Source organism: Marinitoga hydrogenitolerans DSM 16785, assembly GCF_900129175.1.
Lineage (GTDB): Bacteria > Thermotogota > Thermotogae > Petrotogales > Petrotogaceae > Marinitoga > Marinitoga hydrogenitolerans.
On the sequence record NZ_FQUI01000047.1, the window covers coordinates 1 to 15,388 of the forward strand.

17 protein-coding genes are annotated in these 15,388 nt (G+C 28.0%); 4 read left to right on the forward strand and 13 right to left on the reverse strand.

Translation table 11 applies throughout. The features are described from left to right. Nucleotides 1-2: 2 nt before the first annotated feature. The gene (locus BUA62_RS11565) at nt 3-155 is read right to left on the reverse strand and encodes a hypothetical protein (RefSeq protein WP_159429518.1); all 153 of its coding nucleotides are present in this window, start codon (nt 153-155) and stop codon (nt 3-5) included. A gap of 180 nt (nt 156-335) precedes the next feature. Here BUA62_RS11565 and murQ point away from each other — a divergent pair, with 180 nt between their 5' ends. From murQ to nagA, 3 genes are read left to right on the forward strand one after another with little or no spacing between them, the layout of a single operon-like run. Continuing rightward, on the forward strand, nt 336-1,226 hold the full coding sequence (gene murQ, locus BUA62_RS09915) for an N-acetylmuramic acid 6-phosphate etherase (RefSeq protein WP_072865897.1): 891 nt from the start codon (nt 336-338) through the stop codon (nt 1,224-1,226). 43 nt (nt 1,227-1,269) lie between these two features. Then, nucleotides 1,270-2,199: an SIS domain-containing protein gene (locus BUA62_RS09920; protein WP_072865898.1), complete on the forward strand. Its 930-nt coding sequence runs from the start codon at nt 1,270-1,272 to the stop codon at nt 2,197-2,199. A gap of 18 nt (nt 2,200-2,217) precedes the next feature. Further along, nucleotides 2,218-3,312 carry an N-acetylglucosamine-6-phosphate deacetylase gene (gene nagA / locus BUA62_RS09925; protein WP_072865899.1) on the forward strand — a complete coding sequence of 365 codons (1,095 nt, stop codon included), beginning with the start codon at nt 2,218-2,220 and terminating at the stop codon, nt 3,310-3,312. Between the two features lie 10 nt (nt 3,313-3,322). Here nagA and BUA62_RS09930 read toward each other — a convergent pair whose 3' ends face one another. The 12 genes from BUA62_RS09930 to BUA62_RS09985 form a co-directional block, all read right to left on the reverse strand. Beyond that, nucleotides 3,323-4,540 carry a peptidase U32 family protein gene (locus tag BUA62_RS09930; RefSeq protein ID WP_072865900.1) on the reverse strand — a complete coding sequence of 406 codons (1,218 nt, stop codon included), beginning with the start codon at nt 4,538-4,540 and terminating at the stop codon, nt 3,323-3,325. A 20-nt stretch (nt 4,541-4,560) separates the two neighbouring features. Then, entirely contained in the window at nt 4,561-4,986 is a 426-nt protein-coding gene (locus tag BUA62_RS09935) for an FKBP-type peptidyl-prolyl cis-trans isomerase (RefSeq protein ID WP_072865901.1), read from the reverse strand. Between the two features lies 1 nt (nt 4,987). Further along, nucleotides 4,988-6,580, reverse strand: coding sequence for a DEAD/DEAH box helicase (locus tag BUA62_RS09940; protein WP_072865902.1), 1,593 nt, complete (start codon nt 6,578-6,580; stop codon nt 4,988-4,990). Beyond that, nucleotides 6,558-7,013: a type II 3-dehydroquinate dehydratase gene (aroQ, locus tag BUA62_RS09945; RefSeq protein ID WP_072865903.1), complete on the reverse strand. Its 456-nt coding sequence runs from the start codon at nt 7,011-7,013 to the stop codon at nt 6,558-6,560. The genes BUA62_RS09940 and aroQ overlap by 23 nt, the downstream gene beginning before the upstream one ends. Nucleotides 7,014-7,052: 39 nt before the next feature. Further along, on the reverse strand, nt 7,053-8,516 hold the full coding sequence (locus tag BUA62_RS09950; RefSeq protein WP_072865904.1) for a shikimate kinase: 1,464 nt from the start codon (nt 8,514-8,516) through the stop codon (nt 7,053-7,055). Then, nucleotides 8,464-9,588 (reverse strand): chorismate synthase, encoded by a 1,125-nt coding sequence (aroC, locus tag BUA62_RS09955; RefSeq protein ID WP_072865905.1) that lies wholly within the window; start codon nt 9,586-9,588, stop codon nt 8,464-8,466. The genes BUA62_RS09950 and aroC overlap by 53 nt, the downstream gene beginning before the upstream one ends. 53 nt (nt 9,589-9,641) lie before the next feature. Continuing rightward, nucleotides 9,642-10,415 (reverse strand): shikimate dehydrogenase family protein, encoded by a 774-nt coding sequence (locus BUA62_RS09960; RefSeq protein ID WP_072865906.1) that lies wholly within the window; start codon nt 10,413-10,415, stop codon nt 9,642-9,644. A 48-nt stretch (nt 10,416-10,463) separates the two neighbouring features. After that, a complete protein-coding gene (locus BUA62_RS09965) occupies nt 10,464-11,348 on the reverse strand; it encodes a tRNA dihydrouridine synthase (protein WP_072865907.1) in 885 nt (294 codons plus the stop codon). Continuing rightward, nucleotides 11,342-12,346: a tRNA (adenosine(37)-N6)-threonylcarbamoyltransferase complex transferase subunit TsaD gene (gene tsaD, locus BUA62_RS09970; RefSeq protein WP_072865908.1), complete on the reverse strand. Its 1,005-nt coding sequence runs from the start codon at nt 12,344-12,346 to the stop codon at nt 11,342-11,344. Before tsaD ends, BUA62_RS09965 begins: the two co-directional genes overlap by 7 nt. Next, nucleotides 12,346-13,581: an ATP-dependent Clp protease ATP-binding subunit ClpX gene (gene clpX / locus BUA62_RS09975; RefSeq protein ID WP_072865909.1), complete on the reverse strand. Its 1,236-nt coding sequence runs from the start codon at nt 13,579-13,581 to the stop codon at nt 12,346-12,348. The genes tsaD and clpX overlap by 1 nt, the downstream gene beginning before the upstream one ends. Before the next feature lie 86 nt (nt 13,582-13,667). After that, nucleotides 13,668-14,795, reverse strand: coding sequence for a 1-deoxy-D-xylulose-5-phosphate reductoisomerase (dxr, locus tag BUA62_RS09980; protein WP_072865910.1), 1,128 nt, complete (start codon nt 14,793-14,795; stop codon nt 13,668-13,670). A gap of 72 nt (nt 14,796-14,867) precedes the next feature. Then, nucleotides 14,868-15,050, reverse strand: a complete 183-nt coding sequence (locus BUA62_RS09985) for a hypothetical protein (RefSeq protein ID WP_072865911.1) — start codon at nt 15,048-15,050, stop codon at nt 14,868-14,870. A 142-nt stretch (nt 15,051-15,192) separates the two neighbouring features. Between BUA62_RS09985 and BUA62_RS09990 the strand changes: the two genes are divergently transcribed. After that, nucleotides 15,193-15,388, forward strand: a 196-nt coding sequence (locus BUA62_RS09990) for a transposase family protein (RefSeq protein ID WP_143148365.1), incomplete at its 3' end; no start/stop codon positions are given.

A 15,388-nucleotide genomic window follows, 5' to 3' on the forward strand; every position in this document is an offset into this window, starting at 1 on the left:
AATCATGCAGCTTGCGCAGCATGATTTAAAATCTCAGGAACAAGAGACCAGTCAATATAATCAAAAATGGTAAGGATATAAGCAAAAGAAGAATTAGATTTCATATATTCATCATAGACAAAATCGAGATAAAATTGTTTAGGATTATTACTCATGGTTTAACCTCCCTGTAAAAGTGTATAGTTTAATTTTACCGAATTAAACGATAATTTAACTAATTGTATTATACACCAGGGAGGCAAACCTCTTAAAAAGATAATATGAAAGTATTGTAAACAATAGGGTTTTAGAATTTTTGAAGATGGTATTATATCAATATGGAAAAGGAGGATAATATGTTAGAAAAATTAGAAACAGAATTATCAAATCCAAAAACTAAAAATATTGATAATCTTGAAATAATAGATATTCTTCGTTTAATCAATCAGGAAGATGCAATTATTCCAGTTGCTATTGCAGAAAATTTAAAGAAAATAGAAGAAGTAATTAAATTTTGCATAGAATCTTTAAATAATAATGGAAGAATTATATACTGTGGTGCTGGGACTAGTGGAAGAATTGCTGTGATCGATGCCGTTGAAACAGTTCCAACATTTGGTGTGGAAGAAGGTACTTTTTTACCTCTATTGGCAGGTGGGAAAAAAGCTTTTTTTAGATCTATTGAATCAGTTGAAGATAATATTGAAGATGGAATAAAGGATTTTCTTTCAATAAACCCGAAAAAAAACGATACAGTTATCGGAATTGCAGCAAGTGGGAGAACACCGTATGTAAAAGGAATTTTAGAAAAAGCCAGAAAAATTGGGTGTAAAACTGCACTTATATGTAATGTCAAAAATCCAGAAATAGATTTTGCTGATATCACTATTTCACTTAATACAGGACCCGAAGTTATTACAGGGAGTACCAGAATGAAAGCTGGAACATCACAAAAGATTATTTTAAACATGATAAGTACTACTACAATGATAAAATTAGGAAAAACATATGGTAATTATATGGTTGATGTTCAAATTTTAAATGAAAAATTAGAAAAGAGAGCAATAAAAATGATATCAGAAATAACTAGTGTCGATTTTGAAGAATCGAAAAAATATTTAAAAAATGCTGATCACAACGTAAAACTTGCAATCTTAATGATTTTATCTGAAAAACCAAAAGAAAAATGCAAAAAAGCTCTTGAAAAAACCTCATTTCTCTATGAAGCATTAAAAATATTAAAATAAGAAAAAACAATATTTTAGAAATATTATAAGGAGTTATAAAAAAATGATCGGGAAAAAAACAATAAAAGAAATAAATAGAATACCTGAATTGTTAAAAGAAGCAAAGAATTATAAAATAACATATAATAAAAACAAAAAATACACCTTTATTGGCTGTGGCTCTTCATATAACCTTGGATTAATAACCACTAAAATGCTGAAAATATATGGTTATCATTCAAATGTACTTTCAGGAGGTGAAGTAATAGTTTTTGACACAATTCCTGAAACAGATGTTGCCATATTCTTATCAAGAACAGGTGAATCTACAGAAACAGTAAAAGCTGTTGATAATTTTAAAAAAAGAAACATTAATACCATCGGTATAACCTGTACTCCTGATTCTTCTTTAACTAAAATATGTGATGAAACATTTGTTTTTGACTTCGCTAATGAAGAAAGTGTGGTAATGACAGGCTCTTTTGTTTTCATACTCAACTTTTTATTAAATGGTATTAAATATACTGATCTATCAGAAGATTCTAAAAAACTCCTGTTAGAAATTAAAAATTATGTAGATTCAATTGATTTATTTAAATATAATCATTTTGTATTTCTTGGCTTTAATGAACAATATGGTGTTTCAAAAGAAGGAACATTAAAAATACAAGAAATGGCTATACAAAATGTTGAATTCCATGAACCTTTAGAATACAGACATGGACCAAAATCTACTTTAACCAATCATTCACTTATAATAGTTAATTCAAAGGATACAGAAGAGGAATTAAAACTTGCGGAAGAATTAAAAACTATGGGTGCTAAAGTAATATTTATAGGTAAAAATGGTGATATAATTATTCCATATAATAATGGATTTGAATCCCCATTAAAAATGATAATTCCGCAATATCTCGGTTATAAAAAAGCTTTAATTGAAGATTATAATCCTGATCAGCCAAGAAATTTAAGTAAATCTGTGATATTGGATTAAAAAAATGGTGATGATTTTATGAAAATTGAAAATGTCTTAATTGCAGATCCTATTGATGGTGAATATACAGGAGATGTAATTATATCTAACAATAAGATTGAAAAAATAATAAAAAGAAATACAGAATATAACTATATTCTAATGCCGGGTTTTGTTGATACTCATACTCATGGTTATATGGGTATAGATTTCATGCATTTAACAAAAGAAGAATTAAAAAAATGGGCTGAAATAAACTTTTCTCATGGAGTTACAAGATTTTACCCTACAACAGTATCTGCTTCCAGAAAACAATTAAAAAATATAGTAAATGAATTTCAACCTGTATTATCCGCTATTGGAATACACTTAGAAGGTCCTTATATAAATAAATTAAAGAAAGGCGCTCAAAATGAAGATTATATATACCCGCCAAAAATAGAAGATTTAAAAGAAATAATAAATGAAAAAGTAAAAATAATCACTATGGCTCCTGAAATAGGTAATTTCTTTAATGTTGTTCCTTATTTAAAAGAACATCAAGTAATTATATCTTTGGGACATTCTAATGGAGATTATTATATTTTTAAAAAAGCATTTAATAACGGCATAAATAGAATAAGTCACTTTCCAAATGCTATAAAAGGATTGCATCATAGAGAAATTGGTGGAATTGGTGCTGGATTACTTGAGAATTTTAAAATTGAATTAATTGTTGATATGATCCATTCTTCTCCAGAATTTATAAAATTAATATACAAAATAAAAAATATAGAAGATATTATACTTGTAACCGACTCTATTTCAGCTACAGATTTAAATGATGGAGAATATGAGCTTGGAGGTTTAAATGTTTTTGTAAATAAGGGAAAAGCTATGTTAAAAGATGGGACAATAGCTGGAAGCACTTTAACTTTTGATAATGGTATAAGAAATTTCTATGATATTACAAATTGTTCTCTCAAAGAATTAGCTTTAGTGTCTTCTTTTAATGCTTTAAAAGATTTAGGAGTAAAAAATGAAGGAAAAATAAAAGAAGGATATATTGCAAACCTTGTTTTATTAAATAAAGATCTTAAAATAAAAAGCACCTTTTTTGAAGGGATACGTGTTTTTAACAATGAGCATTTATAAAAAATTGCCCTTAATCGGGCAATTTTTTTCTTAATATATCCATTTCTTCTAAATCAAGATCAACTTTCACTATTAAATTAGGATTTGCTGTTTCAATCTTTGCTTCTTCTTGACCTTTTCTCATTTTTATCATTTCTGGCATAATAACTTTTATAGGATCACCTTTTGGTTTAATTATCTCAACCTCTTCACCAACTGATACCTTACTTCGTACTTCTAAAATACTTTTATTATCCCTGGTTTTTTTTATTACCTTAGCAACAATTTCATGTGTTTTGTTGTATGATGAAGAATCATAATTTTGACTTTCTGGGCCAGGATTTCCAAAATAAAAACCTTTTGTATATTTCCTATTACTTACTGAATTTAAATATTCCATCCATTTAGGTTCATATTTAAATTCACCTTTATAATATTTATCTATGGCTTCTCTATAAACTTTTGTAACCATAGCTCCATAATATATACCCTTCATTCTACCTTCTATCTTTAAACTATCAATACCTGTATCTAAAATCTGGTCCAAAAATTCTATAGTATAAAGATCTCTGGAGTTCATTATGAAAGTTCCTCTTTCATCTTCGTAAATAGGATAATATTCACCAGGTCTGTTTTCTTCTACTAAATGGTATTTCCATCTGCAAGGTTGCGCACAAGCCCCTCTATTAGCATCTCTTCCAGTTAAATAATTACTAAGTAAACATCTTCCAGATATGGACATACACATTGCGCCATGAATAAAAACTTCCAATTCTACATCTGGAACTTTTTCTCGAATTTGTTTAATCTCTTTTAATGAAAGTTCTCGAGCTAATATTATTCTTTTCGCACCCATTTCTTTCCATACCTTGACACTCATCCAGTTTGTATTACTTGCTTGTGTACTTACGTTTATTTCTAAATTTGTGTTATCTCTAACAACTTTAAAAACACCTAAGTCAGCTACAATTACTGCATCAACTCCTGCAGACTCTAAAAATTTTGCATAATCTGCTACTTTCTCTATTTCATTATTATGTGCAATAATATTTAAAGTAACATAAATTTTTTTGCCCAAAGAATGGGCATATTTAACAGCTTCTATAATTTCTTCATTGGAAAAATTCCCTGCTAATGCTCTCAAATTGAAAAATTTTCCGCCAAGGTAAGCTGCATCAGCTCCATAGCGGAAAACCATTTTTAATTTTTCCATATTACCAGCAGGGGAAAGCAACTCAATTTTTTTCATTGTCTTTCCTCCCAAAAAATTTAATTAATTTCGATAAGTTCAATTTCAAAAGTCAAATCTTTTCCTGCTAATGGATGATTGGTATCCATTTTTACTGTTTCATCTGTAACTTCTAAAATTTTTGCTAAAAAAACATTTCCTGATTGATCACCTAATTGAACTGTTTGACCTAAAGCTTCATCAATATTTGATGGGAAACTTTGTCTTGGTAATTCAAATATTTTTTCTTCAGAATATTCTCCATATGCTTCATTTGAAGGAATTGTAACTGTTTTCTTTTCTCCAATTTCCATTCCCATAATAGCTTCTTCAAATCCTGGTATAACCTGTCCTGAACCTAATTCAAATTCTAAAGGTTCTCTTCCAATTGAAGTATCAAAAACACTACCATCATTTAATGTTCCTGTGTAATGTACTTTAACTTTATTTCCTTTTTCTGCTTTCATATTATTCCGCCTTTCTCTTTTTTTCTTTTGCTTTTGATATAATAGGCTTTCTGCCTCTCTTTTTCTTTTTAAATGCTTGTAAAATAATTTCCGCTTCTTCAAACGGAACTGTCATAAATGAGAATTTATCGAGTATTCTAACATCCTTTAAATATATATTCTGTATGTTTGTGTATTCTTTTATCATATTTTTTAATTTTTCTATAGTTAAATCATCATCTCTTCCTAATGCAACAAATAACCTTGTTTTGCCTTTTTTATCAATAGATGAAACTTCTCTAATTTCTCGATAGTTTCTTTCATCAAGTTCATCTTGAAATGCATATTTTAATACAGCTGCTAAAACCTCTGTTGGTTTATTATCTTCAAGCATTTCTTCTGCCAATTTTATATAATTTTCATATGCATTATGTTCTAAAATACTGTTTATTTCACTTTTTATTCTTAATTTTTTTGTTTCTATAACATCTTTAATCTTTGGAATAGGTTTCTTTTTTATCTCACTTTTAGCTATTCTTTTTATAAACAATAATTTTCTATATTCTTCTGGTGTTACAAAAGTTATAGCTGTTCCTTCTTTACCTGCTCTCCCAGTCCTACCTATCCTATGGACATAAGATTCAGGATTCTGAGGTAATGAATAATTTATAACATGAGTTAAATCAATAATGTCTATACCTCTTGCTGCAACATCAGTAGCTACAAGTATATTTGCTCTTTTAGATTTAAATTTTTTCAAAATTCTTTCTCTTTGATATTGGGATAAATCTCCATGTAATGCTTCTGCACTATACCCTCTATCTATTAACCTGTTAGAAACAGTATCAACATCAACCTTTGTTCTACAAAATACTAAACCATAAAATTCTGGTTCAATATCAATTATTCTACATAATGCTTCGAACTTATCCTGCTCAGAAACTTCAAAGTATATTTGTTCTGTTAATTCTGTAGTTAATTGTTCAGGTTTTACTGAAATAATTTTATAATTTTTCATATGTCTTTTTGCCAATGAAATTATTCTTGATGGCATGGTTGCTGAAAATAACAATATTTGCCTATTATCAGGCGCCTTGGATAATATTTCTTCAACATCATCAATAAATCCCATATCCAACATTTCATCTGCTTCATCTAATATAAAATATCGAACATGACTTAGATCTAATGTTCTTCTTTTGATATGGTCAAGCACCCTTCCTGGTGTTCCAACTACAATATCAACGCCTTTTCTTAATCTACTTATTTGATTCTCAATTGATTGCCCACCATATATAGGAAATACATTTATTTTATTAGAACCTTTTAGAGAGTTTATCTCTTCAGCTACCTGTACTGCTAACTCTCTTGTTGGTGTTAATATCAATGCCTTCACTTTTTTAGATGGTTTCAATTTTTCAATTAGAGGCAATCCAAATGCTGCGGTTTTTCCAGTTCCAGTTTGAGCTTGACCAATAATATCCACATCTTGCTTTAATAAGAGAGGAATTACTTTTTCTTGAATTGGAGTTGGCTCCTCAAAACCTTTTTTCTTTAATGCTTTTAATGTCCCTTCTGATAAACCTAATTCTCTAAACTTTTCTAATTTTACCATTTTCTACCTCTTTCCATAATAATTTTTTCAGGTATTCTAATGCCAGAATATACCCATCGAGTCCTAACCCTGTAATTTGTCCATCACATACAGGGGCTATTACACTTTTATTTCTAAATTCTTCTCTCTTATATATATTAGAAATATGCAATTCGATTTTTGGAATATCTATTATTTCCAGAGCATCTCTAATTGCATAACTATAGTGTGTATAAGCACCTGCATTAATTATTAACCCTTTAAAATTCATTTTTTGAAGCCTATTTATAATTTCACCTTCAATGTTTGACTGAAAAACTTCTACTGGTATTCCACTTTTAATAGACCATTGTTTAATTTCTTCAATCAAATCTTCATATGAAAAGCTTCCATATATTTTTTTCGGGCGTTTCCCTAACATATTAAGGTTAGGACCATTAACTATTAATATCATATCATAAAACCCCCATGAATTTCTTTATATTTTTCATTCTTAACTTAACCTTTCCAACATCGTTACTTCCAAATCAACATTACCTATAGATTTAATTATCGGTATCTCTATTTTCTCTATTTTCTCTATTTTTTTATCCTGTATTATATATTTAAAAATTTGGTTTTTATCTAAATGTATATTTATTATTTCCGATGGAAGGATATTGTATATAAAATCTTTTATTAAATTGAAATCCTTGCTTTTATTTCCTAACTTTTCAGAAAGTTCTACCTCTTTTAATAACCCCCATCCTACGGATAGTCCATGTGAAATTCCGGTATAGCTTTCAAAAGCATGTCCATAGGTATGGCCTAAATTTAGAATTTTTCTTATGTTGTTATCATATGGATCTTGGGAAACTATATCTAATTTTACCTTAACAGCATATTTCAATATTTCAATTATAGTTTTTAATTCACGTCTTTTAATTTTATCTATGTTATTTAAAAACAAAGAAATATTTCCATCTATTATAGCTATTTTAAACGCCTCTACTATCCCTTCGAAATAATTTTCTTCTTTTTGCGAAATAACTGTTAATGGATCTATTATAACCTCTTCAGGAATTTTAAATGTTCCTATTGCATTTTTTATATTTTCAAAATTTACAGCATTTTTTCCTCCTATTGAAGCATCAACTTGAGCCAATAAAGTTGTAGGATAAAATTTTATATTTAAACCTCTTTTAAATGTTGAACCTACAAATCCTATTAAATCTGTGACTGTTCCTCCACCTACACCGTATATTGTGTCTTTTCTGCTTATTTTATTTTTTATCAAATATGTATATATTTTTTTCACATTATCATAATTTTTAATACTCTCTCCATCGTTTAAAACATAAGGATTTGTAAATATTTTTCCGTAAATTCTATTAACTGTTTTACTCACGAATATATTTTCTTTTGATTTTAATTCCTTTAATCCTGTTATTTTAATAATTGCATTTTGAAAGTCATTTTCTATCTTTTCACTTTTTTCTTCACAAATTTTATATAAAATTTTAGCTGCGGATTCAAATTCATTTAAATTTGTTAAATCTACCTTGTCGAATTTATTATAGAGCTCTTTTCTTTCATACCAGATTTTAAATAAAATATTTTTTCCATCTTTTAATAAAGGTCTATTTTCAATATTTACCCTTTTTATTAATTCTTCAATGGGCACATATAAAAAAAATGTTTTATGTTTTTTCAGGATTTCTCTATTTTCTTTTTTTAATATAATTCCTCCACCTGTTGAAATAATAGCATCTTCAGATTCTGTTTTCTTTAAAATTTTTGTTTCTATATCTCTAAAATATTTTTCGCCGTTTTGAGAAAAAATCATTTTAATTTTTTTTCTTTCTCTTTTTTCTATTTCAACATCAAGATCTATAAATTTTTTATTTAAAACATTACTTAAAATCTTACCTATTGTTGTTTTCCCAGAACCCATCATCCCAATTAAATATATTGGCACTATTGTACCTCCTTATTAATTCAGTCATATTATCATTTCCAAATCTTTCAATTATACTTTCAGCAAGTACTAAAGAAAGAGCATTTTCTAAAATTATAACACTTGAAGGTATTATCGTTACATCAGAACGTATATAAGGCGCCTTCGTTTCTTCTCTAATCTTTAAATCCACAGAATTTAAAGGAGTTGCTAATGTTGGAATTGGTTTTAAAAAAACAGTTATTTCTATATTTTCACCATTTGTAATTCCTGCTTCTATTCCACCAGCATTATTGGTCTTTCTTCTTATATTTTTATCTCCATCTAAAATAAATTCATCATGATAATCTCTTCCAGAAAGTGTAAAATCTTCATTCCCTATTATTAAACCTTTTACAGAGGGAATAGACATAAATAACTTCCCTATTTTCGAATCTATTTTCTCAAAAATATCAGAATATCCACCAAGGCCTGGTTTTATATTTTGAGCTATGATTTTAACGCTTCCGCCTAATGTAATACCTTCTTTTTTAGCTAAGTCTATTTCTTTTGTCATCAATTTTGTTGTTTTTTCATCTGGACATTTTACAATAGATTCTTCTATTTTTTTTATATCAAAATTGTTTTCATTATATAAAACTTCACCTATTGATTTCACGTATCCATAAATCTCTATTCCAAATTTTTCTATAAATTGTTTTGCAATGGCACCTAATGCAGTTAAAACAACGGTCCATCTTGCACTATTTCTTTCAGTATATATATTTAAATCTGGAAGTTTATATTTCATATAAGCGCTGTAATCTCCATGTCCTGGTCTTGGAATACTTCTAATATCTTTTTCTGTGTTTTTTCCTTTATTTTCAATTAATATTGTAATAGGTGCTCCCGTAGTATATCCTTTCCATAGTCCTGAAATAATTTTAACTTTATCATTCTCTATTTTCATTCTTTTTCCACGACCATAACCACTTTGGCGTTTTAACAAATCTTTATTTATTTTTTCAATATTTAATTTCATTCCTGCCGGAATTCCTGTTAATACACCAATCATTGCAGAACCATGAGAATCCCCTGAAATAAAGTAATTCATATATACCTCCTAAACTTTTCCAATAATAAAACCATCAATATTACTTTTTTATTCTACAATTTTAAACTATTAAAAATTTCATCAAATTTATTAGAGTCATATATATTCCAAATTTTAAGATTTTCAATAGACTGAAAATACCACATTTTTTCCCCATTTAAAACTTTTATTCCCATATTTTGCGCTTCTCTTTGCAAAGGTGTATAAAAATATATCACATCATATATAAGTTCTAATTTTTTTGTTAAGTCTATAGGAATACTTTCTCCAAACATTCCTAATGATGTTGTATTTATAAATACTGATGCTTCTTCCACTTCGTCATTCAGTTTTTCAAAATACTTAACATTTATATCAATTTTCTTGAAGAATTGTTTTTTTAAATACATAGCCTTTTCATATGTTCTATTAATAAGAGTTATTTTGTCCACACCTAATTTATATAGTCCGTATATTATAGCTTTTGATGCGCCGCCTGCACCAAGTATAATAATTTTACCATTAAGTTTTTCTTTTTTTATAGAGTTATAAAACCCTATCCAATCAGTATTGTACCCAATATCTTTAAAAATAGTATTTACAGCATTTAAAAATATTGCATCATCAACAGGTGAAATATATTTAAATATTTTCTCTTTAAAAGGTATTGTAATGTTAAGTCCATAATAATTATTTAGAATCTCATTTATTTCCAAATCAAAATAATGAGGGGCAATATTTATCCCCTCATAAATAGCATCTAATTTTATTTTTTTGAAATATTCATTATATACCTTTTCTGATAAACTTAATTTTTTTGGGTATTGTAATATACCTAACTTTTTTATGTTCTCACACCTTCATAATTTATTATTTGTGACGTTAATTCTATACCATTAGTTCAATTCATTTACTATTTTTTCCAAATCATCATAAGAATTAATATAAGGAATTTGATTCCTTATTTCACGTGCATTCTTCAAACCTTTTGTATATCCAATAAATATTTTTTTAAATCTTCTAATTGTTCTTTCTTCTCCGTAATCATCTATCATCAATTTTACATGTTTTAATATAGTTTTCTTTATTTCATCAATATCAGGATTTTTATTAGAAAATATCCAAGGATTACCTATACTTCCTCTTGCAATTATTGCAAAATCAGCTTCATATTTATTCATTAATATTTTTGCATCATTATATGTATATATATCGCCACTTGCGCCAAGTGGTATTTCACATATTCTCTTTAATTCTCTAATTCTTTTCCAATTTGCTTTTCCAGAATACAATTGCTTTTGTGTTCTGGTATGGACAATTACATAATCCGCTTTATTCTTTTGTATTGTTTCTATTATTTTTTCAGCTATGTCATCTTCAAAACCTAGTCGAACCTTTACTCCAACAGGAACATCAAGAAATCTTTTCAATTCTCTTATTATTTCTCCTAATTTATTTAAATCTTTTAATAAGGCTGAGCCAGCTCCTTTTTTTATTACTTTTTTCACAGGACATCCGGCATTAATATCTATCCAATCTCCATAATGCTGCGCAATAAGACCTGCTTTTATAAAACTATCCACATTAGAACCAAATAGTTGTATTCCTATATTTTTTTCCCTTTCTTTTGGAAACATATTAAAACTTTTATTTCTAACAAGCGCCTCTATACTAATCATTTCTGTAAATGTAAATTCTGCACCATATTCTCTACAAATCTCTCTATATGCGAAATCCGTATAATCAGCCATTGGAGCTAAACCAATTTTCCCATTTAACATATATCTTTCAACCCCAAACTTGGAACTGCATCTAAATTTAAATCTGCAAATTGATTCCTAATATATTTTTCATACCCAGCTCTTGCAATCATTACTGCATTATCTGTACACAAATTTAATGGCGGGAAATATATATTTAATCCCTTATTTTTTATTTTTTCTTCATTTATTTTTTTTCTTAAATATGAATTTGCAGCTACTCCACCAGCTATAATTATGTCTTTTACGTTTAAATCTTTAGAAACTTTTATAGTTTTATGAATTAATGTGTCTATTAATGCCTTTTGGAAAGATGCTGCAACATTTTCTATTTTATAATTATCATTTTTTTTAGTAAAATAAAGTAAAGATGTTTTTAAACCGCTAAAGCTAAAATCATATCCTTTGTGGTATAAAGGTTTGGGGAAATCATAAATAGGTTTTCCTTTTTGAGCCAACTCATCTATTTTCGGACCACCAGGATAGCCTAAATCCAGCATTCTTGCTACCTTATCAAAGGCTTCACCTGCTGCATCATCTATCGTTTGGCCTATTATTTCAAAATGCAAATAATCTTTTGCATGTAAAATCATTGTATGTCCCCCTGACACAAGCAATACTAAAAATGGCGGTTTTAAATCAGGAAAAGCTAAAAAATTTGCGTATATATGTCCATATAAATGATTTACCCCTATTAATGGTTTATTTAAATTTAAGGCCAATCCTTTTGCAAAATTTAATCCTATAAGCAAAGCCCCGACTAATCCGGGGCCATATGTAACTGCAATTGCAGATATATCTTCTAATTTTATTTTAGCTTCTTCAAAGGCTTTTTCGGTTATATTATTTAAATAATTTAAATGCTTTCTTGCTGCTATTTCAGGAACAACTCCACCAAATATTTTATGTGTATCTATTTGTGAAACTACATAATGAGATAATACTTCATTTTTTCCCTTTAATATAGCAACTGCTGTTTCATCACAAGATGTTTCAATTGAAAAAATTATAGGTTCCATTATGCACTCTCCCGATTAATCATAATAGGTTCTTTTACACCTTTTACAACCTGTTCATCAATAATGATTTTTTCAACTATGCCTTTTTTATTTGGTGCCTCAAACATTATATCAAGCATTACATCTTCAAATACACTTTTTAAGGCTCTTGCTCCTGTCCCTCTATCTAAGGCTTTTTCAGCTAATGCTAATAATGCATCATCCGTAAATTCTAATTCTATTCCATCTAATTCCAACATCTTTTTATACTGTTTCAAGATAGCATTTTTTGGCTCTTTTATTATTTTTACCAAATCTTCTGCACTTAAGTCGCTTAAAGTTGTAACTACAGGGAATCTGCCGACAAATTCTGGAATTAATCCAAAGTGAACCAGATCATCTTGAGTTACATTTTTCAATATCTCTCCTAATTTCATTTCATTTTTACCTCTTATTTTTGTACCAAATCCCATAGTTGTGGTTAAGATTCTTTGCTTTATGATTTCATCTAACCCATCAAAAGCTCCACCAGCTATGAATAAAATATTGGAAGTGTCAACTTTTATAAATTCTTGATATGGATGCTTTCTACCTCCTTGAGGTGGAACATTAGCAACAGTACCCTCTACAATTTTTAATAATGCCTGTTGAACCCCTTCCCCTGATACATCTCTTGTTATAGATGGATTAGGTGATTTTCTTGTTATTTTATCTATTTCATCTATATAAATTATACCCATCTGAGCTTTTTTTACATCAAAATTTGCTGATTGAAGTAATCTTAAAATAATATTCTCAACATCTTCCCCAACATATCCTGCTTCAGTTAATGGAGTTGCATCAGCAATAGCAAATGGAACTCCTAATATTTTAGCAAGAACTCTTGCCATTAACGTTTTACCTGTACCTGTTGGCCCTATCATTAATACATTTGATTTCTCAATTTCAACATCATCATGTACATTTCCGTAAAAAACCCTTTTATAATGATTATAAACAGCTACCGATAACGTCTTCTTTGCATATTCCTGCCCAATAACATATTTATCTAATTCAGCTTTAATCTCAGCAGGTGTAGGTAATTCTTTATTATCCTTCTTCTCAGTATTTTTTATCTCTTCTTTTGCATATTCTTCTTCTATTAAATCTGAAAATAATTCTATACACTCATTACATATGTATACACCTGGTCCTGCTATCAACGTTTCAACTTTACTTGCTGGTCTTCCACAAAAAGAACAATGTTTTTCTTTCATATTCGAATCCTCCTACTAAAATCATTTTCAATTTATTCTAACACCATCATATGGAATTTTCAATACAAAGTATTGATATTTTGTTACTATAATGTATATAAATTAATTAAATATTCCTTTACTTTATTATCAAGTGAGATTATATCATCAAAATTATTTATTTGAATCCTCTTTTTATCAAAATATTCAATTGCTTGATATATTGATTTATAGATTTCTGTATATCTAATTTCTCCATTTAAAAACATTTGAACTGATATTTCATCTGCAGCATTATAAACTATCTGTAATTTTTGATTCCCCAAAATATCAAATGCCAGTTTTAATGATGGATATCTATTATAATCAATTTTTTCAAATATTATTGGCTCTAGGATTAAATCTGGATATTTATATTCATACAATCTATCTGGATATGTAATTGAATAGGCTATTGGATTTTTCATATCTGGAATTCCATAATGAAATTTCATTACGCCATCTGGATATCCAATTATAGCATGAATATGACTATTTCTATTTATTAATACATTTATATTTTCTTTTTTTAAATTAAATAAATAATAAGCTTCTATAACTTCCAAACCTTTATTTACCATCGTTGCAGAATCGATAGTTATTCTTTTTCCCATTGACCATACCGGATGGTTTAAAACATCCTTTACTGTAACATTGTTTAACTTATTCAATGGCCAATCTCTTAGAGCTCCCCCAGATGCTGTAATTATTATTTTTGAAGGTTTAACATCACCTTTTTCTAATTGAAATAAAGCACTATGCTCACTATCTACTGGTATAATTTCAGTATTATATTTTTTAGCATACTCAAATAACATATCACCACCACAAACTATTGATTCTTTGTTAGCTAATCCTATTCTTTTAGCAATTTCGATTGCTTTTAATGTGTGTTTAATACCAACAGATCCTCCTGTTGCGACTAAAACAAAATCAGGATCTGCTTTTTCTAACATTTTTATAGTTGAATCTTTTCCAATAAAAATCTGTGTTTCATTGAATTTTTCAATTTCTCCAAATTCCAATGATGCATATTTAGGAGAAAACTCTTTTATTATTTCAATTAATCTATTTTTATTTTTTCCTGCACTTATACCTACTAATTCAAAATTAAAATTTTTCTTTTTTAAAAATCTTAAAACATCTAAAGTTTGTGTCCCTATTGAACCAGTTACTCCTGTTATTGCTATCTTCATTATTTCACCCTTTCTATTTTTATCCTAAATATTATACCACTTTTATAAAAAACACGACTCAGCTGAGCCGTATTATATTTTAAACTTACTAATTAAAATTTCAAGTTGATTTATTGATCCTGCTAATTCATTTGATATATGATGTAATTTTATTCCATTTTCTTCTTCTGTTATATATTCAAAATCTTTTACTGCATCTGAATATATTACCAGCCATCCATTTTTTAACCCAATTCTCTTTAAATACTCTAACAACTGTTTATGGATAATTTTAGATTGTATATTACTATTTATTATATATAATTATATCATAAAATTAATGGCTCTTTCCAAAGAAAGTTGACAAAGGAATGATAAAAATGTTAAAATAAAAGAAAAAGCGAAAGGGAAGAGCTAAATGAAAGAAATAATAAAAATGCTGGATAAAAGTTTAAAGTATATAAAACATGAAATAAAAGAAGACACAATATATATTTATGTAAAATCAAAAAAGAAAAAAGCAAAATGTCCAGTATGTGGAGAAGAAACAGATAAAGTACATTCAAAATACACAAGAAGCTTTCAGGATTTACCAATAGGAGGAAAAAAGGTAA

What these genes read in the sequence shown, in the direction of transcription:
- murQ (WP_072865897.1), top strand. Translation starts at nt 336, where the DNA reads ATGTTAGAAAAATTAGAAACAGAATTATCAAATCCAAAAACTAAAAAT.
- BUA62_RS11565 (WP_159429518.1), bottom strand. Translation starts at nt 155, where the DNA reads ATGAGTAATAATCCTAAACAATTTTATCTCGATTTTGTCTATGATGAA.
- clpX (WP_072865909.1), bottom strand. Translation starts at nt 13,581, where the DNA reads ATGAAAGAAAAACATTGTTCTTTTTGTGGAAGACCAGCAAGTAAAGTT.
- BUA62_RS09935 (WP_072865901.1), bottom strand. Translation starts at nt 4,986, where the DNA reads ATGAAAGCAGAAAAAGGAAATAAAGTTAAAGTACATTACACAGGAACA.
- aroQ (WP_072865903.1), bottom strand. Translation starts at nt 7,013, where the DNA reads ATGATATTAATAGTTAATGGTCCTAACCTTAATATGTTAGGGAAACGC.
- tsaD (WP_072865908.1), bottom strand. Translation starts at nt 12,346, where the DNA reads ATGGAACCTATAATTTTTTCAATTGAAACATCTTGTGATGAAACAGCA.
- BUA62_RS09920 (WP_072865898.1), top strand. Translation starts at nt 1,270, where the DNA reads ATGATCGGGAAAAAAACAATAAAAGAAATAAATAGAATACCTGAATTG.
- BUA62_RS09965 (WP_072865907.1), bottom strand. Translation starts at nt 11,348, where the DNA reads ATGTTAAATGGGAAAATTGGTTTAGCTCCAATGGCTGATTATACGGAT.
- aroC (WP_072865905.1), bottom strand. Translation starts at nt 9,588, where the DNA reads ATGAATTACTTTATTTCAGGGGATTCTCATGGTTCTGCAATGATTGGT.
- BUA62_RS09930 (WP_072865900.1), bottom strand. Translation starts at nt 4,540, where the DNA reads ATGAAAAAAATTGAGTTGCTTTCCCCTGCTGGTAATATGGAAAAATTA.
- dxr (WP_072865910.1), bottom strand. Translation starts at nt 14,795, where the DNA reads ATGAAGATAGCAATAACAGGAGTAACTGGTTCAATAGGGACACAAACT.
- nagA (WP_072865899.1), top strand. Translation starts at nt 2,218, where the DNA reads ATGAAAATTGAAAATGTCTTAATTGCAGATCCTATTGATGGTGAATAT.
- BUA62_RS09940 (WP_072865902.1), bottom strand. Translation starts at nt 6,580, where the DNA reads ATGGTAAAATTAGAAAAGTTTAGAGAATTAGGTTTATCAGAAGGGACA.